This window comes from Staphylococcus sp. HMSC65H10, from assembly GCF_001839185.1.
Classification (GTDB): Bacteria; Bacillota; Bacilli; order Staphylococcales; family Staphylococcaceae; genus Staphylococcus; species Staphylococcus simulans.
The window spans coordinates 63,792-86,840 of record NZ_KV840325.1; the positions used below are offsets into that span (position 1 = coordinate 63,792).

32 protein-coding genes are annotated in these 23,049 nt (G+C 36.7%); 26 read left to right on the forward strand and 6 right to left on the reverse strand.

Annotated features, from left to right (window positions below; genetic code table 11):
• Positions 1-114: 114 nt before the first annotated feature.
• A complete protein-coding gene (locus tag HMPREF3270_RS03800) occupies positions 115-3,252 on the forward strand; it encodes an efflux RND transporter permease subunit (RefSeq protein ID WP_070847995.1) in 3,138 nt (1,045 codons plus the stop codon).
• Between the two features lie 72 nt (positions 3,253-3,324).
• On the opposite strand, the gene mspA is transcribed toward HMPREF3270_RS03800, so the two are convergent.
• The gene (gene mspA, locus HMPREF3270_RS03805; RefSeq protein ID WP_002479581.1) at positions 3,325-3,642 is read right to left on the reverse strand and encodes a membrane stabilizing protein MspA; all 318 of its coding nucleotides are present in this window, start codon (positions 3,640-3,642) and stop codon (positions 3,325-3,327) included.
• A gap of 71 nt (positions 3,643-3,713) precedes the next feature.
• Positions 3,714-3,881 carry an SE1832 family protein gene (locus HMPREF3270_RS13910; RefSeq protein WP_002479580.1) on the reverse strand — a complete coding sequence of 56 codons (168 nt, stop codon included), beginning with the start codon at positions 3,879-3,881 and terminating at the stop codon, positions 3,714-3,716.
• A 135-nt stretch (positions 3,882-4,016) separates the two neighbouring features.
• On the opposite strand from HMPREF3270_RS13910, the gene HMPREF3270_RS03810 reads away from it, so the two are divergent.
• Positions 4,017-4,928, forward strand: coding sequence for an AEC family transporter (locus tag HMPREF3270_RS03810; RefSeq protein ID WP_002479579.1), 912 nt, complete (start codon positions 4,017-4,019; stop codon positions 4,926-4,928).
• Between the two features lie 88 nt (positions 4,929-5,016).
• Here HMPREF3270_RS03810 and HMPREF3270_RS03815 read toward each other — a convergent pair whose 3' ends face one another.
• Positions 5,017-5,871 carry a GRP family sugar transporter gene (locus HMPREF3270_RS03815; protein ID WP_002479578.1) on the reverse strand — a complete coding sequence of 285 codons (855 nt, stop codon included), beginning with the start codon at positions 5,869-5,871 and terminating at the stop codon, positions 5,017-5,019.
• Positions 5,872-5,992: 121 nt separating this feature from the next.
• Positions 5,993-6,856, reverse strand: coding sequence for a GNAT family N-acetyltransferase (locus tag HMPREF3270_RS03820; RefSeq protein ID WP_070847997.1), 864 nt, complete (start codon positions 6,854-6,856; stop codon positions 5,993-5,995).
• Positions 6,857-6,999: 143 nt separating this feature from the next.
• Between HMPREF3270_RS03820 and HMPREF3270_RS03825 the strand changes: the two genes are divergently transcribed.
• Together HMPREF3270_RS03825 and HMPREF3270_RS03830 are read left to right on the forward strand one after the other, a co-directional pair.
• Positions 7,000-9,132 (forward strand): DNA topoisomerase III, encoded by a 2,133-nt coding sequence (locus tag HMPREF3270_RS03825; protein ID WP_070848000.1) that lies wholly within the window; start codon positions 7,000-7,002, stop codon positions 9,130-9,132.
• A 186-nt stretch (positions 9,133-9,318) separates the two neighbouring features.
• Positions 9,319-10,653 carry an NCS2 family permease gene (locus HMPREF3270_RS03830; protein WP_002479575.1) on the forward strand — a complete coding sequence of 445 codons (1,335 nt, stop codon included), beginning with the start codon at positions 9,319-9,321 and terminating at the stop codon, positions 10,651-10,653.
• A gap of 102 nt (positions 10,654-10,755) precedes the next feature.
• Here the strand turns inward: HMPREF3270_RS03830 and HMPREF3270_RS03835 are convergent, their stop codons facing one another.
• Positions 10,756-11,547, reverse strand: a complete 792-nt coding sequence (locus HMPREF3270_RS03835; protein WP_002479574.1) for a glucose 1-dehydrogenase — start codon at positions 11,545-11,547, stop codon at positions 10,756-10,758.
• A 242-nt stretch (positions 11,548-11,789) separates the two neighbouring features.
• Positions 11,790-12,176 carry a hypothetical protein gene (locus HMPREF3270_RS03840; protein ID WP_002479573.1) on the reverse strand — a complete coding sequence of 129 codons (387 nt, stop codon included), beginning with the start codon at positions 12,174-12,176 and terminating at the stop codon, positions 11,790-11,792.
• Between the two features lie 337 nt (positions 12,177-12,513).
• Between HMPREF3270_RS03840 and rpsJ the strand changes: the two genes are divergently transcribed.
• The 22 genes from rpsJ (at position 12,514) to secY (ending at position 23,033) form a co-directional block, all read left to right on the forward strand.
• The gene (gene rpsJ, locus HMPREF3270_RS03845) at positions 12,514-12,822 is read left to right on the forward strand and encodes a 30S ribosomal protein S10 (protein ID WP_002479572.1); all 309 of its coding nucleotides are present in this window, start codon (positions 12,514-12,516) and stop codon (positions 12,820-12,822) included.
• Between the two features lie 27 nt (positions 12,823-12,849).
• The gene (gene rplC, locus HMPREF3270_RS03850) at positions 12,850-13,512 is read left to right on the forward strand and encodes a 50S ribosomal protein L3 (protein ID WP_023014975.1); all 663 of its coding nucleotides are present in this window, start codon (positions 12,850-12,852) and stop codon (positions 13,510-13,512) included.
• Positions 13,513-13,540: 28 nt separating this feature from the next.
• The gene (rplD, locus tag HMPREF3270_RS03855) at positions 13,541-14,164 is read left to right on the forward strand and encodes a 50S ribosomal protein L4 (RefSeq protein WP_002479570.1); all 624 of its coding nucleotides are present in this window, start codon (positions 13,541-13,543) and stop codon (positions 14,162-14,164) included.
• On the forward strand, positions 14,164-14,439 hold the full coding sequence (rplW, locus tag HMPREF3270_RS03860) for a 50S ribosomal protein L23 (RefSeq protein ID WP_002479569.1): 276 nt from the start codon (positions 14,164-14,166) through the stop codon (positions 14,437-14,439). Before rplD ends, rplW begins: the two co-directional genes overlap by 1 nt.
• Before the next feature lie 33 nt (positions 14,440-14,472).
• Positions 14,473-15,306 (forward strand): 50S ribosomal protein L2, encoded by an 834-nt coding sequence (rplB, locus tag HMPREF3270_RS03865; RefSeq protein WP_002479568.1) that lies wholly within the window; start codon positions 14,473-14,475, stop codon positions 15,304-15,306.
• A gap of 64 nt (positions 15,307-15,370) precedes the next feature.
• Positions 15,371-15,649, forward strand: a complete 279-nt coding sequence (gene rpsS / locus HMPREF3270_RS03870; RefSeq protein WP_002479567.1) for a 30S ribosomal protein S19 — start codon at positions 15,371-15,373, stop codon at positions 15,647-15,649.
• A 32-nt stretch (positions 15,650-15,681) separates the two neighbouring features.
• Entirely contained in the window at positions 15,682-16,035 is a 354-nt protein-coding gene (gene rplV, locus HMPREF3270_RS03875) for a 50S ribosomal protein L22 (protein ID WP_002479566.1), read from the forward strand.
• Between the two features lie 24 nt (positions 16,036-16,059).
• A complete protein-coding gene (gene rpsC, locus HMPREF3270_RS03880; protein WP_002479565.1) occupies positions 16,060-16,713 on the forward strand; it encodes a 30S ribosomal protein S3 in 654 nt (217 codons plus the stop codon).
• Between the two features lie 2 nt (positions 16,714-16,715).
• A complete protein-coding gene (gene rplP / locus HMPREF3270_RS03885; protein WP_002479564.1) occupies positions 16,716-17,150 on the forward strand; it encodes a 50S ribosomal protein L16 in 435 nt (144 codons plus the stop codon).
• Positions 17,140-17,349, forward strand: a complete 210-nt coding sequence (gene rpmC, locus HMPREF3270_RS03890; protein WP_000644737.1) for a 50S ribosomal protein L29 — start codon at positions 17,140-17,142, stop codon at positions 17,347-17,349. Before rplP ends, rpmC begins: the two co-directional genes overlap by 11 nt.
• Before the next feature lie 24 nt (positions 17,350-17,373).
• On the forward strand, positions 17,374-17,637 hold the full coding sequence (gene rpsQ, locus HMPREF3270_RS03895) for a 30S ribosomal protein S17 (protein WP_001829723.1): 264 nt from the start codon (positions 17,374-17,376) through the stop codon (positions 17,635-17,637).
• A 28-nt stretch (positions 17,638-17,665) separates the two neighbouring features.
• On the forward strand, positions 17,666-18,034 hold the full coding sequence (gene rplN, locus HMPREF3270_RS03900; protein ID WP_002479563.1) for a 50S ribosomal protein L14: 369 nt from the start codon (positions 17,666-17,668) through the stop codon (positions 18,032-18,034).
• Between the two features lie 32 nt (positions 18,035-18,066).
• Complete coding sequence (gene rplX / locus HMPREF3270_RS03905; protein WP_002479562.1) at positions 18,067-18,384, forward strand: 50S ribosomal protein L24; 318 nt, start codon at positions 18,067-18,069, stop codon at positions 18,382-18,384.
• 25 nt (positions 18,385-18,409) lie between these two features.
• Entirely contained in the window at positions 18,410-18,949 is a 540-nt protein-coding gene (rplE, locus tag HMPREF3270_RS03910) for a 50S ribosomal protein L5 (protein WP_002479561.1), read from the forward strand.
• A 26-nt stretch (positions 18,950-18,975) separates the two neighbouring features.
• A complete protein-coding gene (locus HMPREF3270_RS03915; protein WP_002479560.1) occupies positions 18,976-19,161 on the forward strand; it encodes a type Z 30S ribosomal protein S14 in 186 nt (61 codons plus the stop codon).
• 32 nt (positions 19,162-19,193) lie between these two features.
• Entirely contained in the window at positions 19,194-19,592 is a 399-nt protein-coding gene (gene rpsH / locus HMPREF3270_RS03920; RefSeq protein WP_002479559.1) for a 30S ribosomal protein S8, read from the forward strand.
• A 25-nt stretch (positions 19,593-19,617) separates the two neighbouring features.
• Positions 19,618-20,154, forward strand: a complete 537-nt coding sequence (gene rplF / locus HMPREF3270_RS03925) for a 50S ribosomal protein L6 (RefSeq protein ID WP_002479558.1) — start codon at positions 19,618-19,620, stop codon at positions 20,152-20,154.
• Positions 20,155-20,186: 32 nt separating this feature from the next.
• Positions 20,187-20,549, forward strand: coding sequence for a 50S ribosomal protein L18 (gene rplR / locus HMPREF3270_RS03930; RefSeq protein ID WP_070867171.1), 363 nt, complete (start codon positions 20,187-20,189; stop codon positions 20,547-20,549).
• A 21-nt stretch (positions 20,550-20,570) separates the two neighbouring features.
• Positions 20,571-21,071: a 30S ribosomal protein S5 gene (gene rpsE, locus HMPREF3270_RS03935; RefSeq protein WP_002479556.1), complete on the forward strand. Its 501-nt coding sequence runs from the start codon at positions 20,571-20,573 to the stop codon at positions 21,069-21,071.
• A 16-nt stretch (positions 21,072-21,087) separates the two neighbouring features.
• Complete coding sequence (gene rpmD, locus HMPREF3270_RS03940) at positions 21,088-21,273, forward strand: 50S ribosomal protein L30 (protein WP_002479555.1); 186 nt, start codon at positions 21,088-21,090, stop codon at positions 21,271-21,273.
• 27 nt (positions 21,274-21,300) lie between these two features.
• Entirely contained in the window at positions 21,301-21,741 is a 441-nt protein-coding gene (rplO, locus tag HMPREF3270_RS03945; protein ID WP_002479554.1) for a 50S ribosomal protein L15, read from the forward strand.
• On the forward strand, positions 21,741-23,033 hold the full coding sequence (secY, locus tag HMPREF3270_RS03950; protein ID WP_002479553.1) for a preprotein translocase subunit SecY: 1,293 nt from the start codon (positions 21,741-21,743) through the stop codon (positions 23,031-23,033). The genes rplO and secY overlap by 1 nt, the downstream gene beginning before the upstream one ends.
• The last annotated feature ends 16 nt before the right edge of the window (positions 23,034-23,049 follow it).

Genomic DNA, 23,049 nt, shown 5'->3' on the forward strand with positions numbered 1-23,049 from the left:
TATTGGTCTCAATCTTTTTTCTTGGAAAAACCTAAAATGTTGAGTGAAATCAACGACCTTTTAAGGCGGGGTGTGTTAAATTTAAAGTAACGAGAAATGAGGAGGAAAGAGCGCATGATTAATCGTTTGCTGAAGTTCTCTTTAGGCAATAAATTCGCTGTATTTTTAATGGTTGTATTAGTCATCTTGGGCGGTGTCTATTCCAGTGTAAAAATGCGTTTAGAATTATTGCCTGATGTAGAAGAACCGATGATATCTGTCAATACTGTCTTACCGGGTGCCACACCTCAGACAGTGCAAGAGGATATCAGTGATAAAATAGATAATCAGATCAGAGGCATGGCGCATGTCGAAAATGTCAAAAGCCAATCGTTAGAAAATGTTTCTATGGTCCAAGTCAGCTATGAAGATGGTACAGATATGGATAAGGCTGAAGAAGCATTAAAGAAAGAAATTGATAAACTTAAACTCACGGAGGATGCAAGGGAACCTGAATTAATGAGGAATAGTATGAATGCATTCCCTGTAGTTGTTTATTCATTTTCAGATAAAAATGGAAATTTAGAGAAAGCGACGAAAGCGATTGAGAAACAACTCATTCCGAAATTAGAAACTGTTGACGGTGTTCAAAATGTACAAATGAACGGTCAAACTGCACGTCAAGCAACGATTAAATTCAAACAAAGCGAATTACAAAAACGTGGTATGAGTGCTAAAGGTGTGGAGGACTATATTAAAAATGCTTCTGGCAAAACACCTTTAGGTTTATTCCAATTCGGTAAAAAAGAAAAATCCATTGTAGTGAATGGAGAATTCACTTCAGCAGATGCATTGAAAAACTTTGTAATTCCTGTCAGCGCAGCACAAGGAGAACAAGGCCAATCTGGGTCAGATGAAAGTTCAATGATGTCACAAGGTTCACAAGGACCACAAAGTAATGACATGGTGAAACTTTCAGATATCGCCGATGTTAAAATCGGACAAGAACGTGAGTCAATCTCCAGAACGAACGGTAAAGATGCGATTGATGTTCAAATCGTAAAAGCACAAGATGCCAATACTGTTCAAGTGAAAAAAGATACAGATGCGAAAATTAAAGCGTTTGTGAAAGATAATAAAGATTTAACACAAACTAAGATTATGGATACCGCAAAACCAATCCAAGATTCTATTTATACAATGCTTGAAAAAGCGATTCTTGGTACGATAGTTGCGATTATTGTCATCTTATTATTCTTACGTAATATCAGAACAACAGCAATTTCAGTCGTTTCAATTCCAATGTCGTTATTAATTGCGATGATTGCCTTGAAGTTATCAGATGTCTCATTGAACATCTTGACTTTAGGTGCATTAACCGTCGCAATCGGACGTGTAATTGATGACTCTATTGTTGTTATTGAGAATATATACAGACGGATGTCCGATCCGAAAGAACGAGAGAGCGGAGACAACTTGGTTATCAGCGCGACAGCTGAAGTATTCAAACCGATTATGTCTTCTACGCTTGTAACGATTGTCGTCTTCTTACCATTAGTCTTTGTGGCTGGTTCAGTCGGTGAGATGTTCAGACCATTCGCACTCGCAATTACATTTAGTTTATTAGCGTCATTACTAGTGTCTATCACTATTGTGCCGGCATTAGCTTCAACGTTCTTTAAAAATGGTATCAAACAAAAACGTCAACGTTCGTTAGGTGCAGTAGGCAGAGGATACAAAAAAGTATTGAATTGGTCGTTAAACCATAAATGGATTGTCTTAATTATAACTACTGTTATTTTAATCGGCAGTATCGGATTAGGTGCTGCGAAAATAGGAACGAGCTTTATTTCCACAGGTGAAGATAAATTCATGGCGTTGACTTATACACCAAAACCTGGTGAAACAAAAGAACAAGTACTAAAAAATGCTGAACAAGTTCAAAAATATCTTAACAGTAAAGATAAAGTGAAGAAAGTTCAGTATTCACTAGGTGGCGCATCACCAATTGATCCGACAGGCAGTACAAACAATATGGCTGTGATGATTGAATATGCGAGTGATACGAAAAACTTTGATACAGAACCAGACAGAGTATTAAAACATATCGCAGGCTTTAAACAAGAAGGCGAATGGAAATACTTAGACATGGGTACTGGTGGCGGCAATAATGAAATTGAAGTCAAAGTATCTGGTCCATCAGGTCATGAAATCAAAGACACAGTGAAAGCAATCGAAGATAAAATGAAACAAACATCAGGTGTAGTGAACGTTAAATCCGATTTAACTGAAGTCTATGACCAATACACAATTGATGTTGATAAAAACAAAGCAACTGAAAAAGGCTTGTCAGCGGGTCAATTAGCGATGGGCTTAAATCAAAACATTCCAGAAACAACACTGACAACGATTAATGAAAAAGGTCATAAAGTCGATGTAAAAGTTGAAAAAGAAAAACAAACGAACTGGACCAAAGAGAAATTAAATAATCTTGAAATTCCGACACCGACAGGAGAAATGGTTCAACTGAAAGATATCGCAACATTAAAATCAACACAAACACCAAGTAAGTTGATTAAAGAAGATGGCGACTATACTACAACTGTAACAGGTAAAATCAGCGGTAAAGATGTCGGCGGTATTTCAACGAAAGTGATGGATAAAGTAAATAAAGTCGATAAACCAGCGAATGTTAAAATCAATTCAGGCGGTGCGACAGATGACATTAATAGAGCGATGACGCAATTAAGTCTAGCAATGATTGCGGCAGTTGTAATTGTCTATCTTGTACTCGTATTAACATTCAAAGGCGGCTTAGCACCATTTACCATCCTATTCTCACTTCCATACATTGTGATTGGTGTGGTGTTAGCTTTAGTATTCACAGGAGAAACACTTTCTGTACCAAGTATGATCGGGGTCTTAATGTTAATAGGTATTGTCGTAACCAATGCGATTGTACTCATAGACCGAGTTATCAATAATGAGCATAAAGGTATGGAAATGAAAGAAGCGTTGTTAGAAGCGGGCGGAACGAGAATACGTCCAATCTTAATGACAGCACTTGCGACAATTGGCGCACTTGTACCGATGTTATTCGGACAAGACAGCTCTATCTTGATTTCCAAAGGTTTAGCCGCAACTGTAATAGGCGGATTGGTTTCTTCTACTATTCTTACACTGATAGTAGTACCAGTTATTTATGAAATTCTATTTACGCTGAAAGATAAAGTAACACATATGTTTAGCTCAAAACGTAAAAAAGAGAATTAAGTTTAAAATTTAAATAGCTAATCAAACAAGCCCCTCAGCTCGTATAATACGCAGCTGAGGGGCTTTTCTTTCTTAATATAATACAAATGTTAAAATAGTACTGATCACGAAAATTAAAAGGGTCATCACATTTAATAAGAAGACACCTTTTTGATCGCCTTTTGAATACTTGAAGGCTGTAATCTCCACATTACCTACAAGCATCACAATGACCGCAAACTCCCACCATGCTACTGGAGGAACTGTTAAGTTAATCATTGCGACAATAAGGATGAGTAATCCACCCATGACCATGCGTAAAACACTACTGTAGATTGTATTCATTTTATAAATACTGATATAACTTACAAATAAATACAAAACGGGTAGTAATAATAGATAGAGTTGCATCGCGTGTACTTCCTTTCTGATAATCGCAAAACACGTTGAATCATGGCGTGTTTCTATTCAAGATGTCGATTTTATTGCTGTTTTATTTGTGAACGGACGTGTGCGATTTCATGTTCGATTTGTTCAAGCTGTTTAATCAATGGATCGACTTCTTGACCTGTTGATTCACGCTTTTCCAAATCGTCTTGCAGACGTACGTAATCTTGTTTTAATTCTGCTAATTGACTTTCTAAATCCAAAAGATACACCACCTTATTGATTTTTATTATCAATAATAATAGTATATCATGGAAAGATTAGAGATGTAATTACCGAGAAATGACATTTCATGACGAATGAATGTCTCAATGATAATAGAGAAAGAAGGGTGACTTATGACAGGCAAATTCGCAGTCATTGTTATATTGATTGCGCTTGGGTATTTACTCAAACGTATCAATATTTTAAAAGAAGAAGATAACCAAGTACTGGCTAAATTAGTGCTGAATGTGACGTTACCTGCATTAGTCATCGTCAATTTAAACAAAGCTGAACTGGATATTTCACTATCTGTATTACCGGTTATGATGGTCATTTACGGTATCATTGCGAAAGTTATCGCTATCAGCTTTTTCTTAAAATATGACAATGAGATGCGAGGTACCATCGGCATGATGATGGCATCACTGAATATCGGCTTATTTGCTTACCCGCTGGTACAAGCGATTTGGCCGAAAGTCGGCATGATTTATTTCGGTATGGCAGATATCGGCGGTGCGATTGTCATGTTCGGTATCACTTATTTTATAGGCAATTATTTCAGCAGCAGCGGAAATAATACTTTTAATCTTAGATTCCTTATATTGAATTTATTACGTTCTATTCCATTGATGACTTATTTGATGATGTTTGGTTTAAATATGAGTAACCTGCATTTACCAGATCCTGTTATTAATTTCTTAGATGTATTGGCACAAGCGAATATGCCGTTATCTATGATTCTCTTAGGTTTAATGTTGAACTTTAGAGTAGAACGTCGTTATTTACCGATTGCCTTGAAATATTTGGCCATTCATTATGGCTTTGGACTCATAGCGGGCTTACTCGTTTATTTCTTTTTACCAGTCTCTGACCAAATGATAAAAACGACTTTAATGGTCATTTGGTTGTTGCCAATCGGCGTTGCGGTCATACCTTACTCCATTCAATTCCAATACCGTACATTGCCTTTGATTGGCATGACCACCAACATGACGATTGTGATCAGTATCGTCATACTCTATTACTTCCAAATGTTTTTCGTATAATAAAAAAGGGATTGTCAACCATTACTTAAGTGGCTGACAATCCCTTTAATATTTCTATTATCTTCTTCAATATTTTATTAGAAAGTCATTATGCCTTTAATCCGCCGAGAATGAAAGCTGCGACGACAATTAATACAATCCCTGCAGTAATTCCAAGCATTTGACGTTTATCTTTACGTTCTTTCAGTATAAAGATACCGCCGAGTGTTGAAACGATTACTAGTAATTGTGAGAATGAGAAACTTGTTGCGACGCCGACTTTAGGTTGTGAGTAGAACAAGAATAAGTTACCAATGGCCCAAATCACACCTGGTAACAGGTTACGTAACGTATAGCGTGTAGACGTTTGGTGTTTCGCTGATAATAAGAAACCACCGATTGCCATACCAATTGATTGGAAGAATAAGGCATCTAGGCCATTAACGCTAAAGATTTGTGCCACAACCACATATACGACATAGCCGACTGTTGAAATTAATAAAATCACAATTGCTTTACCTAATTTAGATTGGCCTTCGCTCGATTCATTTTTACCTTTAAGTGAAGTCAATGCGATACCGCCCACTAATAAAATCATCGCTAATAGACCTAAAACGACTTGTGTTCCTGTACTCCATTCCCCTAGGAATATTGCGCTGAATAATGTAGTACCAACCAGCTGCATTCCTGTAGAAATCGGCATAGTTTTAGAAACACCGATTAAATCAACAGAGCGTAATTGGTAACCTTGACCTAATGCCCAGAATGCACCAGAGATCAAACCGACAATAATGACTTTAGGTTCAAAACTAGAATGTCCTGTTAATAAGAGAACAATACCTACAATCAATGCGCCGAGTGTCGTGCCTCGGATTTGATTGTAAGGTCCGCCTCCAACAAGAACGTTAATTAAAACAACACTACCCCAAAAGAGGGCAGGCAGTAATGCGATAAGTAAATCCATCTTCTATCTTTTCCTTTCTATATTTAAACTTACCCCTTAATAAAATAAGAATAAAACAAAGACAAATAAATGGAAAATAAAACGTTTGCTATGAAGGTTAATCTCATAACAAACGCTTATATTATTTGATATATTTGAATTTTTTACGTTCTGAACGAATGTCGAAACCGAGTTCACTGAAGCGGTCTACTAATTGATCATTTTTACTACGTATTTTGAAATAGACTTTATTAATATCATCGTATTTAAAAGCGAAGTTAATCGCATGACTTAATAAATTAAAAGCAATTCCTTCATAACGATAATCCGTATGAGATGAGAAATATTTAATTTCTGCTTTATTTTTATCAGGTTTGACTTGCAGATATAAGTAGCCTTTTAAAATACCTTCGCTGACAAAAAAGAATAAATGATTGTTCTCATCTAGTGTATTGACAATTTCAGAAGCAGACATTGCTTCACGACGGAAGTTTTTCTGATGTAAGCGATCGAAATGTGCGAAAAAAGCTTTGTGATATGGAATGATTTGACGTTCAGCCGCAGGACTTGTTTCAATTGTGTGATCAGTTGAAAGATAATAGTCAGTGAACGTATAGTGTGCATCAATGGATTTCATCAATGAACTTTTATAGTCGTCTGTAATATCAAATGAAAAATTGAAATGAGATTGATCAGGTTGATCTGCAATTAAAGTTTCAAAAAGGCTTTTAAAAGCTTGCGCATCTAATTGATCATTTGAATTGATGAACGGCCCAACCATTTTAAAATGGTTAGTATCATAGGAGAATCCACCCATCAGCATACGGACTTTGTCACTTTCGTCAATGAGCACGTAGACGCCTGTGTCTTGTTTTAAAGCCTCAATACTTTGTGTCAATGAAACGTTTTTTTCGTGAAGCTTATAAATATAGGAACAATAGGATGTATCGGCTTGGTGAATAAAACTTTGGATGTCTTGAACAGCTTCAATTTTAACGGCTTTCATAAGAACCTCCTTGGTTGTTATATAAAGAACACCTTTTTATTTATTATACTTTGTTTTGTGTTGAGATAAAAGCAAAGGTACGAGAAACAAGCACAATAAATCATGTTACAATAGAAATACGATTTTGAGAAAGGAAAATGAAGATGAAATCATTAATTCTAGCAGAGAAACCTTCTGTGGCCCGTGATATTGCGAACGCATTGAATGTACATCAAAAGCGCAATGGCTATTTTGAAAACAATCAATATATTGTGACATGGGCTTTAGGTCATCTGGTAACGAATGCAACTCCAGAACAATATGATTCGAAGTTTAAAACATGGGACTTGCAAGAACTGCCAATTATCCCAAAATATATGAAAACAGTCGTTATCCCAAAAACAAAGAAACAATTCAATACAGTCAAATCATTGATGTTAAAAGATGTAGTTAAAGAAATTATCATTGCGACTGATGCTGGAAGAGAAGGGGAGCTCGTTGCACGTTTGATTTTAGATAAAGTGCATAATAAAAAACCGATTAAACGTTTATGGATCAGTTCGATTACAGCCAAAGCGATTCGTAACGGGTTCAAACATTTAAAAGATGGTAAAGCATACTTGCCATTATATCGTGCAGCATTAGCACGTAGTGAGGCAGACTGGATTGTTGGGATTAATGCGACGCGCGCATTAACAACGAAGTATGATGCACAGTTATCATTAGGTCGTGTTCAAACACCGACGATTCAACTTGTTCAAATGCGCCAAGATGAAATCAGACATTTTAGACCATCTAAATATTATACGTTAGAAGCACAAGTGGACGGACAAAACTTTAAGTTGATTTCAAAACAACGTATCTATGACAAACAAGTATTAACAGATATGGTTCAACAATTAGAACAACAAACGGGAACTGTTGAATCAGTAGCTTCAAAGCGAAAGAAACAGTATCCTGCGAAGTTGTTCAGTTTAACTGATTTACAACAAGAAGCTTATCAACGTTATCGTATGGGTGCGAAAGAAACACTGAATACACTTCAAAACTTATATGAACGTCATAAGTTGGTTACGTATCCAAGAACGGATTCGAACTATTTAACGGATGATATGGTAGAAACATTTAAAGAACGTTTACAAGCATTGCTTGCGACTGAGTATAAAGAAGCGGTGCGTCCATTAGTCAATAAACAGTTCAGTGCTAAAATGGGTATCGTAAATAATCAGAAGGTATCAGATCATCATGCGATTATTCCAACAGAAATTCGTCCTAACATGAATGATTTGAGTCAACGTGAACAAAAGGTCTATTTAATGATTGCAGAACGATTTATAGAGAACTTGTTGCCGCCGTATGAGTATGAAGCGGTCAAAGTTATCTTGAAGGTCGGTAAGCAGACCTTTGAATTGCAAGATAAAGTAACCTTGCAACTTGGTTTCAAACAATTACGCAATGAATCAACCACCCAATCAGAACCAATACAATTTAAACAAGGTGCAACTTATAAAGTTCAACGTTTCCATATTCAAGAACATGAAACAACACCGCCGCCATACTTTAACGAGGGAACATTGTTAAAAGCAATGGAAAGTCCTCAAAAGTTCTTTGAACTCAAAAATAAAAAACATTCACAAACTCTGAAACAAACAGGCGGTATTGGTACGGTAGCAACACGTGCAGATATAATCGAAAAGTTGTTTAATATGAATGCGATTGAAGCAAGAGATGGTCATATTAAAGTTACGTCTAAAGGACGCCAAATTTTAGAACTCGCACCACAATCACTTACTTCACCATTGCTTACAGCAGAATGGGAAGAAAAATTAACGCAAATTGAACAAGGTAAATATGATGCACGTCAGTTCATAAAAGAGATGAAACATTTTACTGAAACTATTGTGAATGAAATCAAAAACAGTGAACAGAAATATAAACATGATAACTTGACCACTACAGAATGTCCGACATGCGGTAAATTCATGATTAAAGTCAAAACAAAAAATGGGCAAATGCTTGTATGCCAAGACCCAGCATGTAAGACAAAGAAAAATGTACAACGTAAAACGAATGCACGTTGTCCAAACTGTCATAAGAAAATGACATTATTCGGTAAAGGTAAAAAAGCGACATATCGTTGTGTTTGCGGTCACTCTGAAACACAAGAACAAATGGATCAAAGACATAAGAATAAAGGTAAAGGCAAAGTATCTAAACGTGAGATGAAGAAATATATGGGTAAAGAAGAAATGAACAATAATCCATTCCAAGATGCTTTGAAGAATTTGAAACTTTAATTAGAAGACACACTCATTAACGAATTTTAACGAACAATATTTAAAAATATAGTGTTGAAATCGTTCGAAAATGAGTGTGTTTTTCAAATTTCTATTAAAATTGTTTGGTTTTTTCTTAAATCTTCATTGTATTTTCTTTGAATAGGGATTAGAATATTAAGGTATTTCATTTAAGGAGACTTTAAAGTGAAAAAATATTTCCAATTTGATAAGTATCAAACGAATTATCGTCGTGAGATTTTAGGCGGTTTAACAACTTTCTTATCTATGGCTTACATATTAGCTGTTAACCCGCAGATTTTAAGTTTAGCAGGTGTAAAAGGTATCCCAGATGATATGAAGATGGATCAGGGCGCAGTATTTGTTGCGACAGCCTTAGCTGCATTTGTGGGTTCATTATTTATGGGACTCATTGCTAGATATCCAATCGCATTAGCACCAGGTATGGGACTGAATGCATTCTTCGCATTTACTGTTGTGTTAACAATGGGGATTCCATGGCAAATCGGTTTAACAGGTGTGTTATGTTCAGGTATCTTCTTTGCGATATTAACCGTAACAGGACTCCGGGAGACCATTATTAACGCCATACCGTATGAGATGAAAATGGCTGTAACAGCGGGTATCGGTTTGTTTATTACCTTTGTTGGTTTACAAGGTGCAGGTATTATTGTGAATAATGATTCTACGCTTGTAACTTTAGGCCATATTACAGACGGTAAAGTATTATTAGCAGTATTTGGTATCATCGTAACGGTTGTACTTTATGCTAAAAAAGTACCGGGTGCTATCTTTATCGGTATGATTTTAACGTCAGCCGGCGGATTATTAACTGGTTTAATTCAAATGCCACATGCAGTAGTAGGAAAGATTCCAAGTATTGCGCCAACATTCGGTGCAGCATTTGAAGCATTTAAAGACCCAGGTCAATTATTTACAGTACAATTTTTAATTGTTATTTTAACGTTCTTGTTCATTGATTTCTTTGATACAGCAGGAACATTAGTGGCAGTGGCTTCACAAGCAGGTATGATGAAAGATAATAAATTACCTCGTGCAGGTCGTGCGTTATTCTCAGATTCTATCGCTACAATCGTAGGTTCTATTTTCGGTACAACAACAACGACTTCATACATTGAATCAACATCGGGTGTTGCTGTAGGTGCAAGAACTGGTTTTGCGAGTATTGTAACAGGTGTCTGTTTCCTATTAGCATTATTCTTCAGTCCATTAATGGCTGTTGTTACGAGTGCAGTCACAGCTCCAGCATTAATCGTAGTAGGGGTATTAATGGCAGGAAACTTATCACAAATTGATTGGAAGAAATTTGAATTGGCTGTTCCAGCTTTCATTACGATTATTATGATGCCACTATCTTATTCAATTGCGACAGGTATCGCATGTGGTTTCATCTTCTATCCAATTACAATGTTAGTGACGAAACGTCATAAAGAAGTACATCCAATTATGTATGTATTAATGGTATTATTCATTTTATATTTCGTATTCGTACACGGTTAAAATAAAACGATTAAGCAAGCTCATGAGATATGGGCTTGTTTTTTTATATATCAAAAAAAGACACTTGCACAATTCGCAAGTGTCTTACTGTAAGAGATAATATTAACCTTTACCACCCATGAATGCAGGGTAATTCGTCATACCACCATCAACATAAATTGTTGTGCCGTGAATATAACTTGCTGCATCAGATGCTAAGAATAAAGCAACGTTAGCAACTTGCTCTGTTTCGCCAATTTCTCTTGCAGGAATCATTTTAAGAGTTTCTTCACGTGTTTCAGGATCAGAGAATTTCTCTTTCGTATGCTCTGTAACGACTGCACCTGGTGAAATGTTATTAATGCGGATACCGTATTGTGCATATTCCATAGACATTGTTTCCATCATACTTTTTAGGCCAGCTTTACTTGCTGAATAATTTACATAGTAAGGCCATGGAATGATGTCATGCACACTCGCTGTATTAATGATTACTCCTTTTTTATCTTCTTTAAGGAAGTATTTAACAGCTTCTCTTGAACCGATGAATGCACCTGTTAAGTTAACATCAAGTGCTTTTTGGAACTCTTCAACAGACATTTCATGAGAAGCAACAGGATTTTCAAATCCAGCGTTATTAATCATAATGTCTAAAGTGCCAAAATGTTTGATGGCTTGTTCTACAAGGTTGATGATATCTTCTTCGTTTGTAACATCACCTTGGACTGGTAAAGCTTGTCCACCGTGATCTTCGATTTCTTTTTTGAGTTTTTCTAACTCAGGTTCGTGTTTAGAAGAACGGTAATTTAAAACAACTTTCGCTTTTGCTTTACCAAACGCTTCAGCGTAAGCTTTACCAATTCCGCTGCCACTACCTGTGACAATAACTACTTTATTTTCTAAATCTTGATACATATCTCTATCTCCTTTTATCTATATCATGCTTTATTTCTATTCAATATAGTTAAAAAGCAATATGTTTCATCGTTATTATGAACTCTATCAATATACCCGCTTCTAAAAATTAATAATCCAAACACCTTTAACTTCTAAAATAAATATAAATAGAAGCGTTTACATTACAATAGGAAGAAACTCATAAAATTACTTGTAAATATAAAAAGATACCGACAGATCTGCCGGTATTTATCTATAACTTATTTAATTCGACGTCCATGCTCATCATAAACAGCTCTCGCATTTCGATTTGGCATATAAATAGGAGTGCTCATGACAATAAACAAGAAGAACAACATTAAGAAGAATAAAATCCAATGTACAATCATTCCGACAAAAGGAACAATTGCGATAAACGAACCAGCGATTCCTAATAAAGGAATAATGACCATAGGACGAATTGTACTTTGGCTGTCAGCTAATAATGCGATAACGAGTAATAAATAGAAGAAAGCATTAATGATTAATGGCTGCCAACCAAATGAAACGATGATAGAACCTCCTAAGAAAGGAATACCATATAAAAGTTCAGAGAGCAGCAAGATAATGCTTATAATGATTAATGCGATTCTTGTACTATGTTTCACTTTTAATCACCACCATTCATTTACTATTATATAGGATGTGAGTCGATTGAAAAAATATGAAGACTTAGAGAAAAAAATCTTTATACGGGTTGAAGTGTGCAATCATTTGCAGTAAAATATACTGGTATGTGTTAGAGAAAAAGTCTAACATAAAAAAAGTTACATGAAATGGTTGCAACTAAGCGCTGATTCGTGTAACATATCTAATGTTGGACTTTGAATACGCGATGAAGCGAAAGGTTACTGACACACCCGGCCGCTTTGCCATGGCGTTGTGTGAGATAGTTTTCGTGGAGAAGTCTATCACTAAATGTAGACGATATAAGGAGGGAAAATTATGGCAAAACAAAAAATCAGAATCAGATTAAAAGCTTATGATCACAGAGTAATTGATCAATCAGCTGAGAAAATTGTTGAAACAGCAAAACGTTCTGGTGCAGAAGTTTCTGGACCAATTCCATTACCAACTGAAAAATCAATTTACACTATCATCCGTGCGGTGCATAAGTACAAAGATTCTCGTGAGCAATTCGAACAACGTACTCATAAACGTTTAATCGACATTGTTAACCCTACACCAAAAACTGTTGATGCTCTTATGGGCTTAAACTTACCATCAGGTGTAGACATCGAAATTAAATTATAATAGAAAATCATAGGAGGTGGACTTTCGATGACCAAAGGAATCTTAGGAAGAAAAATCGGGATGACACAAGTATTCGGTGAAAACGGAGACTTAATCCCAGTAACTGTAGTAGAAGCAGGACAAAACGTAGTATTACAAAAGAAAACTGAAGAGGTAGACGGTTACAACGCTATCCAAGTAGGTTTTGAAGACAAACAAGCATACAAAAAAGACAGCAAGTCAAATAAATATGCTAATAAACCAGCTGAAGGTCACGCTAAAAAAGCTGACACAGCTCCTAAGCGCTTCATTCGTGAATTCAGAAACATCAATGTTGATGAATACGAAGTAGGTCAAGAAGTCTCAGTTGATACATTTGAAGCTGGGGACATCATTGACGTAACTGGAGTATCTAAAGGTAAAGGTTTCCAAGGTAATATTAAACGTCATGGCCACGGTCGTGGACCAATGTCTCACGGTTCTCATTTCCACAGAGCGCCAGGTTCTGTAGGTATGGCATCTGACGCATCTAAAGTATTTAAAGGTCACAAAATGCCAGGCCGTATGGGTGGCAACACAGTGACAGTACAAAACTTAGAAGTTGTACAAATCGATACAGAAAACAACGTTATCTTAGTTAAAGGTAATGTGCCTGGTCCTAAAAAAGGATTAGTAGAAATCAAAACTTCAATTAAAAAAGGTAACAAATAATTAATTAACGAAAGGAGGAAAATGCATAATGGCAAATTATGATGTATTAAAAGTAGACGGATCAAAAGCAGGTTCAGTTGAATTAAGCGATGCTGTATTCGCAATTGAACCAAACAAAGATGTTCTTTTCGAAGCAATTAACTTACAACGTGCTTCATTACGCCAAGGTACGCATTCGGTTAAAAACCGTTCAGCAGTACGCGGCGGTGGACGTAAACCATGGAGACAAAAAGGTACAGGACGTGCGCGTCAAGGTACTATCCGTGCTCCACAATGGCGTGGTGGCGGTATCGTATTCGGACCGACTCCAAGAAGCTATGCATACAAAATGCCTAAGAAAATGCGTCGTTTAGCATTACGTTCTGCATTATCTTTCAAAGTACAAGAAAATGAATTCAAAATTATTGATGCTTTCGGTTTAGAAGCACCAAAAACTAAAGAATTCACTAAAGTATTATCAAACTTAGAATTACCTAAAAAAGTTTTAGTAGTTACTGAATCAGAAGATGTAAATGTTGAATTATCAGCACGTAACATTCCTGGTGTTCAAATCACTACTGTAACTGGTTTAAACGTATTAGACATCACTAGCGCTGACAGTGTATTAATTACAGAAGCAGCTGCTAAAAAAGTTGAGGAGGTGCTCGGATAATGGAAGCAAGAGACGTTCTTAAGCGCCCCGTAATCACAGAAAAATCTTCAGAAGCAATGGCTGAAGACAAATACACTTTTGATGTAGATACACGTGCGAATAAAACACAAGTTAAAATTGCAGTTGAAGAAATTTTCGATGTTAAAGTAGACAAAGTAAATATCGTCAACTACAAAGCTAAGAAAAAACGTATGGGCCGTTACCAAGGCTATACAAACAGAAGACGCAAAGCGATCGTTACACTTAAAGAAGGATCAATCGATCTATTCAACTAAAAAATAAAATTACCAATAAGGAGGTAAGCGACAATGGCTCTTAAACATTATAAGCCGATTACAAATGGTCGTCGTAATATGACTTCATTGGATTTCGCTGAAATCACAAAAACGACTCCAGAAAAGTCATTATTACAACCGCTACCGAAAAAAGCGGGACGCAACAACCAAGGTAAAATGACAGTACGCCATCATGGTGGCGGACACAAACGTCAATACCGTGTTATTGATTTCAAACGTAACAAAGATGGAATCCCAGCAAAAGTTGATTCTATCCAATACGATCCAAACCGTTCAGCTAACATTGCATTGTTAGTATATGCAGATGGTGAAAAACGTTACATCATCGCTCCAAAAGGTTTGGTTGTAGGACAAACAGTAGAAAATGGTGAAGAAGCTGACATTAAAGTAGGTAACGCTTTACCATTAGCTAACATTCCAGTAGGTACTGTAGTTCACAATATCGAATTAAAACCTGGCCGTGGCGGACAAATCGCTCGTTCAGCAGGTGCAAGTGCTCAAGTACTTGGTAAAGAAGGTAAATACGTATTAGTAAGACTTCGCTCAGGTGAGGTTCGTATGATCCTTTCAACTTGCCGTGCAACAGTAGGTCAAGTTGGTAACTTACAACATGAACTTGTTAACGTTGGTAAAGCCGGACGTTCTCGTTGGAAAGGTATCCGTCCAACAGTTCGTGGTTCTGTAATGAACCCTAACGATCACCCACACGGTGGTGGTGAAGGTCGTGCTCCAATCGGTATGCCATCACCAATGTCACCATGGGGTAAACCAACTCTTGGTAAGAAAACTCGTCGCGGTAAAAAATCATCAGATAAACTTATCGTACGTAGACGTAAAAGAAAATAATAACAACTTATTTGGGTGTGCGGCGTAATCGCTGCACGCACATAATAAGAAGGGAGGCGCCATAATGGCTCGTAGTATTAAAAAAGGACCTTTCGTCGATGACCACTTGATGAAAAAAGTGGAAGCGCAAGAAGGTAATCAGAAAAAAACTGTGATTAAAACTTGGTCACGTCGTTCAACTATTTTCCCTAACTTCATCGGTATTACTTTTGCAGTATACGATGGACGTAAACATGTACCTGTTTATGTAACTGAAGATATGGTTGGTCACAAATTAGGTGAATTTGCTCCAACTCGTACATTCAAAGGACATGCTGCAGACGACAAAAAAACAAGAAGATAAATACTTTCTATTAAGTAGAGGAGGAAGACCAAATGGAAGCAAAAGCGGTTGCTAGAACTATCAGAATCGCACCTCGTAAAGTCAGATTAGTTTTAGACTTAATCAGAGGCAAAAACGTTGGTGAAGCTGTTGCTATTTTAAAATTAACTAACAAAGCATCATCACCAGTTGTTGAAAAATTATTAATGTCCGCTTTAGCTAATGCAGAGCACAACTATGACATGAATACAGATGAATTAGTTGTTAAAGAAGCATATGCTAACGAAGGACCAACTTTAAAACGTTTCCGTCCACGTGCTCAAGGACGCGCAAGTGCAATTAACAAACGTACAAGCCACATTACAATTGTCGTAAGTGACGGCAAAGAAGAAGCTAAAGAAGCTTAATAAACTATCTAAGGAGGGAATACTGTGGGTCAAAAAATTAATCCAATCGGACTTCGTGTTGGTGTTATCCGTGATTGGGACGCTAAATGGTATGCTGAAAAAGATTTCGCTACTTTATTACATGAAGATTTAAAAATCCGTAAGTTCATCGATAACGAATTAAAAGAAGCATCAGTTTCTCACGTAGAAATCGAACGTGCTGCTAACCGTATCAATATTGCAATCCACACTGGTAAACCAGGTATGGTAATTGGTAAAGGCGGTTCAGAAATTGAAAAACTTCGTAACAAATTAAATAACTTAACTAACAAACGTGTACACATTAACGTGATCGAAATCAAAAAAGTTGATTTAGATGCTCGTTTAGTTGCTGAGAACATCGCTCGTCAATTAGAAAATCGTGCATCATTCCGTCGTGTACAAAAACAAGCTATTCAAAGAGCTATGAAACTAGGAGCTTTAGGTGTTAAAACTCAAGTTTCAGGTCGTTTAGGCGGAGCTGACATCGCTCGTGCTGAACAATATTCAGAAGGAACTGTTCCACTTCACACATTACGTGCTGACATTGACTACGCACATGCTGAAGCTGATACAACATACGGTAAACTTGGAGTTAAAGTATGGATCTATCGTGGAGAAGTTCTTCCTACTAAGAACAATAGTGAAGGAGGAAAATAATAATGTTGCTACCAAAACGCGTTAAATATCGTCGTCAACATCGTCCAAACACAAAAGGACGTTCTAAAGGCGGTAACTTTGTAACATTTGGTGAGTATGGATTACAAGCTACTACAACTTCTTGGATCACATCTCGTCAAATCGAATCTGCTCGTATTGCGATGACTCGTTATATGAAACGTGGCGGGAAAGTTTGGATTAAAATCTTCCCTCATACACCATATACTAAAAAACCTTTAGAAGTACGTATGGGTGCTGGTAAAGGTGCAGTAGAAGGCTGGATCGCAGTAGTTAAACCAGGTAGAATCTTATTTGAAGTTGCAGGCGTGTCAGAAGAAGTTGCACGCGAAGCATTACGTTTAGCAAGTCACAAACTTCCAGTTAAATCTAAGTTTGTAAAACGTGAAGAATTGGGTGGTGAATCAAATGAAAGCTAAGGAAATTAGAGACTTAACCACTTCAGAAATCGAAGAGCAAATCAAATCTTCAAAAGAAGAACTTTTTAACCTACGCTTTCAGTTAGCTACAGGACAATTAGAGGAAACTGCACGTATTCGTACAGTAAGAAAAACGATTGCACGTCTAAAAACTGTTGCTCGTGAAAGAGAAATTGAACAAAGTAAGGCTAATCAATAATAATTGAAAGAGGAGGTTACAAAAGTGAGCGAAAGAAATGATCGTAAAGTTTATGTAGGTAGAGTCGTATCAGACAAAATGGATAAAACTGTAACTGTACTTGTAGAGACTTACAAAACTCATAAATTATATGGTAAACGAGTAAAATATTCTAAAAAATATAAAACTCATGATGAAAACAATTCAGCTAAATTAGGAGACATCGTTAAGATTCAAGAAACTCGTCCTTTATCAGCAACAAAACGTTTTCGTTTAGTAGAAATTGTTGAAGAATCAGTTATTATTTAATCTTTTAAAGATAAGGGAGGTTTAATTCATGATCCAACAAGAAACACGCTTGAAAGTAGCTGACAACTCAGGTGCTCGTGAAGTTCTAACAATCAAAGTATTAGGCGGATCTGGTCGTAAAACAGCGAACATCGGCGACGTAATTGTGTGTACTGTTAAAAATGCTACACCAGGAGGCGTTGTTAAAAAAGGTGAAGTTGTTAAAGCTGTTGTAGTACGTACTAAATCAGGAGTACGTCGTAAAGACGGTTCTTACATCAAATTTGATGAAAATGCATGTGTAGTTATTCGTGACGACAAGAGTCCACGCGGTACTCGTATCTTCGGACCAGTAGCTCGTGAATTACGTGACAGCAACTACATGAAAATTATTTCATTAGCACCAGAAGTACTATAATTTTAATAAATAAAATCTAAGGAGGTGCCCACATGCATATCAAAAAAGGTGACAACGTAATCGTTATCTCAGGTAAAGATAAAGGTAAAACAGGTGTTGTACAAGCAACAGAACCTAAAAAAGACCGTGTCGTTGTGGAAGGTGTGAACATCATTAAAAAGCACCAAAAACCGACTCAATTTAATCCAGAAGGTGGAATCTTAGAAACTGAAGCAGCTATTCATGTTTCTAACGTACAATTATTGGACCCAAAAACAAATGAACCAACTCGTGTAGGTTACAAATTTGTTGATGGTAAAAAAGTTCGTATCGCTAAAAAATCAGGCGAAGAAATCAAATCTAATAATTAATAACAAGTTGAAAGGAGGATCCACTTTGAGCCGTTTAAAAGAAAAATTCAATACAGAAGTTACTGAGAACTTAATGAAAGAATTCAACTATAGTTCAGTAATGGAAGTACCTAAAATCGATAAAATCGTTGTGAACATGGGTGTAGGTGACGCTGTTCAAAACTCTAAAGTATTAGACAACGCTGTTGAAGAGTTAACATTAATTACAGGTCAAAAACCATTAATCACAAAAGCTAAAAAATCAGTAGCAACATTCCGTTTACGTGAAGGTATGCCAATCGGAGCAAAAGTTACTCTTCGCGGAGAAAGAATGTATGAATTCCTTGATAAATTAATCTCAGTATCATTACCACGTGTACGTGACTTCCACGGTGTTTCTAAAAAAGCATTCGACGGTCGCGGTAACTACACATTAGGTATCAAAGAACAATTAATTTTCCCAGAAATCGATTATGATAAAGTAAGTAAAGTAAGAGGAATGGATATCGTTATTGTTACAACTGCTAACACTGACGAAGAAGCCCGTGCATTGTTAACTCAATTCGGTATGCCATTTCAAAAGTAAGCTCTAATATAAAGGAGGCTAATTAAGTGGCTAAAAAATCAATGGTTGTAAAACAAGCTAAAAAGCAAAAATTCCCAGTGCGCGAATACACTCGTTGTGAACGCTGTGGACGCCCACATTCTGTATACCGCAAATTTAAATTATGCCGTATCTGTTTCCGTGAATTAGCTTATAAAGGCCAAATCCCTGGCGTTCGTAAAGCTAGCTGGTAATTAAAGAGAGTCTTGAAAGGAGGCAACAATCTATGACAATGTCAGATCCAATCGCAGATATGCTAACTCGTGTAAGAAACGCAAACATGGTGCGTCATGAAAAAATCGAGTTGCCTGCGTCAAATATTAAAAAACAAATTGCTGAAATCCTTAAAAACGAAGGTTTCATTAAAAACGTTGAGTTCGTAGAAGATGATAAACAAGGTGTTTTACGTTTATTCCTTAAATATGGTCAAAACAACGAACGCGTTATCACAGGCTTAAAACGTATTTCTAAACCAGGTTTACGTGTCTATGCTAAAGCTGACGAAGTACCTAAAGTATTAAACGGTTTAGGTATAGCATTAGTTTCAACTTCTGAAGGTATCGTAACTGACAGAGAAGCAAGAAAACGTAACGTAGGCGGAGAAGTATTAGCATACGTTTGGTAATAAATAATTAAGGAGGTGCCCGTAAATGAGCCGTGTAGGTAAGAAAATTATTGAAATTCCTAGCGATGTTACAGTAGACATCAAAGGTAATACAGTTACAGTAAAAGGTCCTAAAGGTGAATTATCACGTACTATGGATCCTAGCATGACTTACAAATTAGAAGACAACACATTAGAAGTTGTACGTCCATCTGATTCTCAAAAAGACAGAACAGTTCATGGAACAACTCGTGCGTTAATTAACAATATGGTACAAGGTGTAGCTAAAGGTTTCGAAAAAACTTTAGAACTTATCGGTGTTGGTTACCGTGCACAATTGCAAGGTAGCAACTTAGTACTTAACGTTGGTTACTCTCACCCAGTTGAATTCAAACCAGAAGATGGTATCACATTTACAGTTGAGAAAAACACAACAGTTAAAGTTGAAGGTATTTCTAAAGAATTAGTTGGTGCTACAGCATCTAAAATCCGTGCCGTAAGACCACCAGAACCTTATAAAGGTAAAGGTATCCGTTACCAAGGCGAATATGTTCGTCGTAAAGAAGGTAAAACTGGTAAATAATAAATAACTCTCTAAAGAAAGGAGAATAAAGCATGATCAGCAAAATTGATAAAAATAAAGTACGCTTAAAAAGACATGCACGTGTACGTACTAACTTAACTGGTACTTCTGAAGAACCACGTTTAAACGTATATCGTTCTAACAAACACATCTATGCACAAATCATTGATGATACTAAAGGCGTAACTTTAGCTCAAGCATCAACTCAAGATAAAGATTTCGAAAATGAAACTGGTTCAAAAGTTGAATTATCAGCCAAAGTGGGCGAAGTAATCGCTAAGAAAGCAGTTGATAAAGGTATCACTGCAATCGTCTTCGACCGTGGAGGTTACTTATACCATGGACGTGTTAAAGCATTAGCAGATGCAGCACGTGAAAATGGCTTAGAATTTTAATCATAAAAGGAGGGACAAATAATGGCTCGCAGAGATGAAGAAAACAAAGAATTTGAAGAACGCGTTGTTACGATTAACCGTGTTGCGAAAGTTGTAAAAGGTGGACGTCGTTTCCGTTTCACTGCATTAGTAGTAGTTGGAGACAAAAATGGTCGTGTTGGATTCGGTACAGGTAAAGCACAAGAGGTACCAGAAGCGATCAAAAAAGCGGTAGAAGCTGCTAAAAAAGAATTAGTATCTGTAAACCGTGTTGAAGGTACAACACCACACACAATCACTGGCCGTTTCGGTTCAGGAAGTGTATTATTGAAACCAGCAGCACCTGGTACTGGGGTTATCGCCGGTGGACCAGTTCGTGCCGTATTAGAGTTAGCAGGTATCACTGATATCTTAAGTAAGTCATTAGGTTCTAACACACCAATTAACATGGTTCGTGCTACAATCAATGGTTTAGAAAATCTAAAAAGTGCTGAAGAAGTTGCGAAATTACGCGGCAAATCAGTAGAAGAATTATACAATTAAGGAGGGAAAATGAATAATGGCTAAATTACAAATTACCCTCACACGTAGTGTTATTGGTCGTCCAGAAACACAACGTAAAACTGTTGAAGCATTAGGTTTGAAAAAAACTAACTCTACAGTAGTTGTAGAAGACAACCCAGCTATCCGTGGACAAGTGAACAAAGTAAGTCACTTGCTAAAAGTTGAAGAATTAGACGCATAATTAGATAATATATAAGGAGGTGCCGTAATGAAATTACATGATTTACATCCAGCAGAAGGATCACGTAAAGAACGCAACCGCGTAGGTCGTGGTGCTGCTACAGGTAATGGTAAAACAAGTGGACGTGGTCAAAAAGGTCAAAAAGCACGTTCAGGTGGTAAAGTAAGACCAGGTTTCGAAGGTGGTCAATTACCATTATTCCGTCGTATCCCTAAACGCGGTTTCACAAACATCAACCGTAAAGAATACGCAGTTGTGAATTTAGACCAATTAAACCGTTTTGAAGAAGGTACAGAAGTTACTCCTGAACTTTTAATCGAAACAGGCGTAGTTAAAAACGCAAAAGCGGGTATCAAAGTATTAGGTAATGGTTCTCTAGAGAAAAAATTAACAGTAAAAGCACATAAATTCTCTGCATCTGCAGCTGAAGCAATTGATGCTAAAGGTGGAGCACACGAGGTGATCTAATGTTTGACACATTCGTAAACTTCTTTAAAACAAAAGAAGTGCGAAACAAGATCTTTTTTACGCTCGCAATGCTAGTTATTTTTAAAATAGGTACTTATATACCAGCGCCTGGAGTCAATCCAGCAGCGTTTGAAAGTCAACAAGGTTCTCAAGGTGTCACTGATCTATTGAATACATTCGGTGGGGGAGCCTTGAAGAACTTTTCCATTTTTGCAATGGGTATTATGCCCTACATCACTGCTTCAATCGTTATGCAGTTATTGCAAATGGATATAGTTCCTAAGTTTACAGAATGGGCCAAACAAGGTGACGTTGGTCGTAAGAAACTAAACAACGTTACACGCTATTTTGCGATACTTTTGGCATTCATCCAATCAATAGGGATGGCATTCCAATTCAATAACTATCTTAAAGGTGCATTGATTGTTGATCCTTCACCTATGAGTTATTTGTTGATTGCAATTGTATTAACAGCAGGAACAGCTTTCTTATTATGGTTAGGTGAACAGATAACACAATATGGTGTAGGTAATGGTATTTCCATTATTATCTTCGCCGGTATCTTGTCTACTTTGCCATCATCACTGATTCAGTTCTATCAACAAGCCTTTGTAGGGCAAAGTGATACAACAATCGCATGGTTGCAAGTAGCAGGGCTAGTTATTGGTTTGATTTTACTAACAATGGGTGCTGTGTACGTATTACAAGCTGTTCGTAAGATACCTATTCAATATGCGAAAAAACAATCCGCTCAGCGTTTAGGACGAAATGCAACGTATTTGCCGTTGAAAGTTAACTCAGCAGGGGTTATCCCGGTTATCTTTGCTATGGCATTCTTCTTGTTACCGAGAACATTAACAATGTTCTTCCCTAAAGCTGACTGGGCGCAGCAAATTGCCAATACAGCCAATCCATCAAGTAACATCGGAATGGTAATTTATATTATCTTGATCATTGCATTCACTTATTTCTATGCATTTGTTCAAGTTAATCCAGAAAAAATGGCTGACAACCTTAAGAAACAAGGCAGTTATGTACCAGGTATCAGACCTGGTGAAAAAACTAAAAAGTATATTACCAAAGTTTTATATCGTTTAACTTTTGTAGGTTCTATCTTCTTAGCAGTTATCGCTATTTTACCGATTCTTGCTACTAAATTTATGAACTTACCGCAATCGATTCAAGTCGGCGGTACAAGCTTATTGATCGTTATCGGTGTTGCAATCGAAACTATGAAGAGCTTGGAAGCACAAGTTAACCAAAAAGAATATAAAGGCTTTGGTGGTAGATAATTTGTAGGAGGGCAAT

What these genes read in the sequence shown, in the direction of transcription:
- HMPREF3270_RS03800 (WP_070847995.1), top strand. Translation starts at nt 115, where the DNA reads ATGATTAATCGTTTGCTGAAGTTCTCTTTAGGCAATAAATTCGCTGTA.
- mspA (WP_002479581.1), bottom strand. Translation starts at nt 3,642, where the DNA reads ATGCAACTCTATCTATTATTACTACCCGTTTTGTATTTATTTGTAAGT.
- HMPREF3270_RS03810 (WP_002479579.1), top strand. Translation starts at nt 4,017, where the DNA reads ATGACAGGCAAATTCGCAGTCATTGTTATATTGATTGCGCTTGGGTAT.
- HMPREF3270_RS03815 (WP_002479578.1), bottom strand. Translation starts at nt 5,871, where the DNA reads ATGGATTTACTTATCGCATTACTGCCTGCCCTCTTTTGGGGTAGTGTT.
- HMPREF3270_RS03820 (WP_070847997.1), bottom strand. Translation starts at nt 6,856, where the DNA reads ATGAAAGCCGTTAAAATTGAAGCTGTTCAAGACATCCAAAGTTTTATT.
- HMPREF3270_RS03825 (WP_070848000.1), top strand. Translation starts at nt 7,000, where the DNA reads ATGAAATCATTAATTCTAGCAGAGAAACCTTCTGTGGCCCGTGATATT.
- HMPREF3270_RS03835 (WP_002479574.1), bottom strand. Translation starts at nt 11,547, where the DNA reads ATGTATCAAGATTTAGAAAATAAAGTAGTTATTGTCACAGGTAGTGGC.
- rpsJ (WP_002479572.1), top strand. Translation starts at nt 12,514, where the DNA reads ATGGCAAAACAAAAAATCAGAATCAGATTAAAAGCTTATGATCACAGA.
- rplC (WP_023014975.1), top strand. Translation starts at nt 12,850, where the DNA reads ATGACCAAAGGAATCTTAGGAAGAAAAATCGGGATGACACAAGTATTC.
- rplD (WP_002479570.1), top strand. Translation starts at nt 13,541, where the DNA reads ATGGCAAATTATGATGTATTAAAAGTAGACGGATCAAAAGCAGGTTCA.
- rplW (WP_002479569.1), top strand. Translation starts at nt 14,164, where the DNA reads ATGGAAGCAAGAGACGTTCTTAAGCGCCCCGTAATCACAGAAAAATCT.
- rplB (WP_002479568.1), top strand. Translation starts at nt 14,473, where the DNA reads ATGGCTCTTAAACATTATAAGCCGATTACAAATGGTCGTCGTAATATG.
- rpsS (WP_002479567.1), top strand. Translation starts at nt 15,371, where the DNA reads ATGGCTCGTAGTATTAAAAAAGGACCTTTCGTCGATGACCACTTGATG.
- rplV (WP_002479566.1), top strand. Translation starts at nt 15,682, where the DNA reads ATGGAAGCAAAAGCGGTTGCTAGAACTATCAGAATCGCACCTCGTAAA.
- rplP (WP_002479564.1), top strand. Translation starts at nt 16,716, where the DNA reads ATGTTGCTACCAAAACGCGTTAAATATCGTCGTCAACATCGTCCAAAC.
- rpmC (WP_000644737.1), top strand. Translation starts at nt 17,140, where the DNA reads ATGAAAGCTAAGGAAATTAGAGACTTAACCACTTCAGAAATCGAAGAG.
- rplN (WP_002479563.1), top strand. Translation starts at nt 17,666, where the DNA reads ATGATCCAACAAGAAACACGCTTGAAAGTAGCTGACAACTCAGGTGCT.
- rplX (WP_002479562.1), top strand. Translation starts at nt 18,067, where the DNA reads ATGCATATCAAAAAAGGTGACAACGTAATCGTTATCTCAGGTAAAGAT.
- rpsH (WP_002479559.1), top strand. Translation starts at nt 19,194, where the DNA reads ATGACAATGTCAGATCCAATCGCAGATATGCTAACTCGTGTAAGAAAC.
- rplF (WP_002479558.1), top strand. Translation starts at nt 19,618, where the DNA reads ATGAGCCGTGTAGGTAAGAAAATTATTGAAATTCCTAGCGATGTTACA.
- rplR (WP_070867171.1), top strand. Translation starts at nt 20,187, where the DNA reads ATGATCAGCAAAATTGATAAAAATAAAGTACGCTTAAAAAGACATGCA.
- rpsE (WP_002479556.1), top strand. Translation starts at nt 20,571, where the DNA reads ATGGCTCGCAGAGATGAAGAAAACAAAGAATTTGAAGAACGCGTTGTT.
- rpmD (WP_002479555.1), top strand. Translation starts at nt 21,088, where the DNA reads ATGGCTAAATTACAAATTACCCTCACACGTAGTGTTATTGGTCGTCCA.
- rplO (WP_002479554.1), top strand. Translation starts at nt 21,301, where the DNA reads ATGAAATTACATGATTTACATCCAGCAGAAGGATCACGTAAAGAACGC.
- secY (WP_002479553.1), top strand. Translation starts at nt 21,741, where the DNA reads ATGTTTGACACATTCGTAAACTTCTTTAAAACAAAAGAAGTGCGAAAC.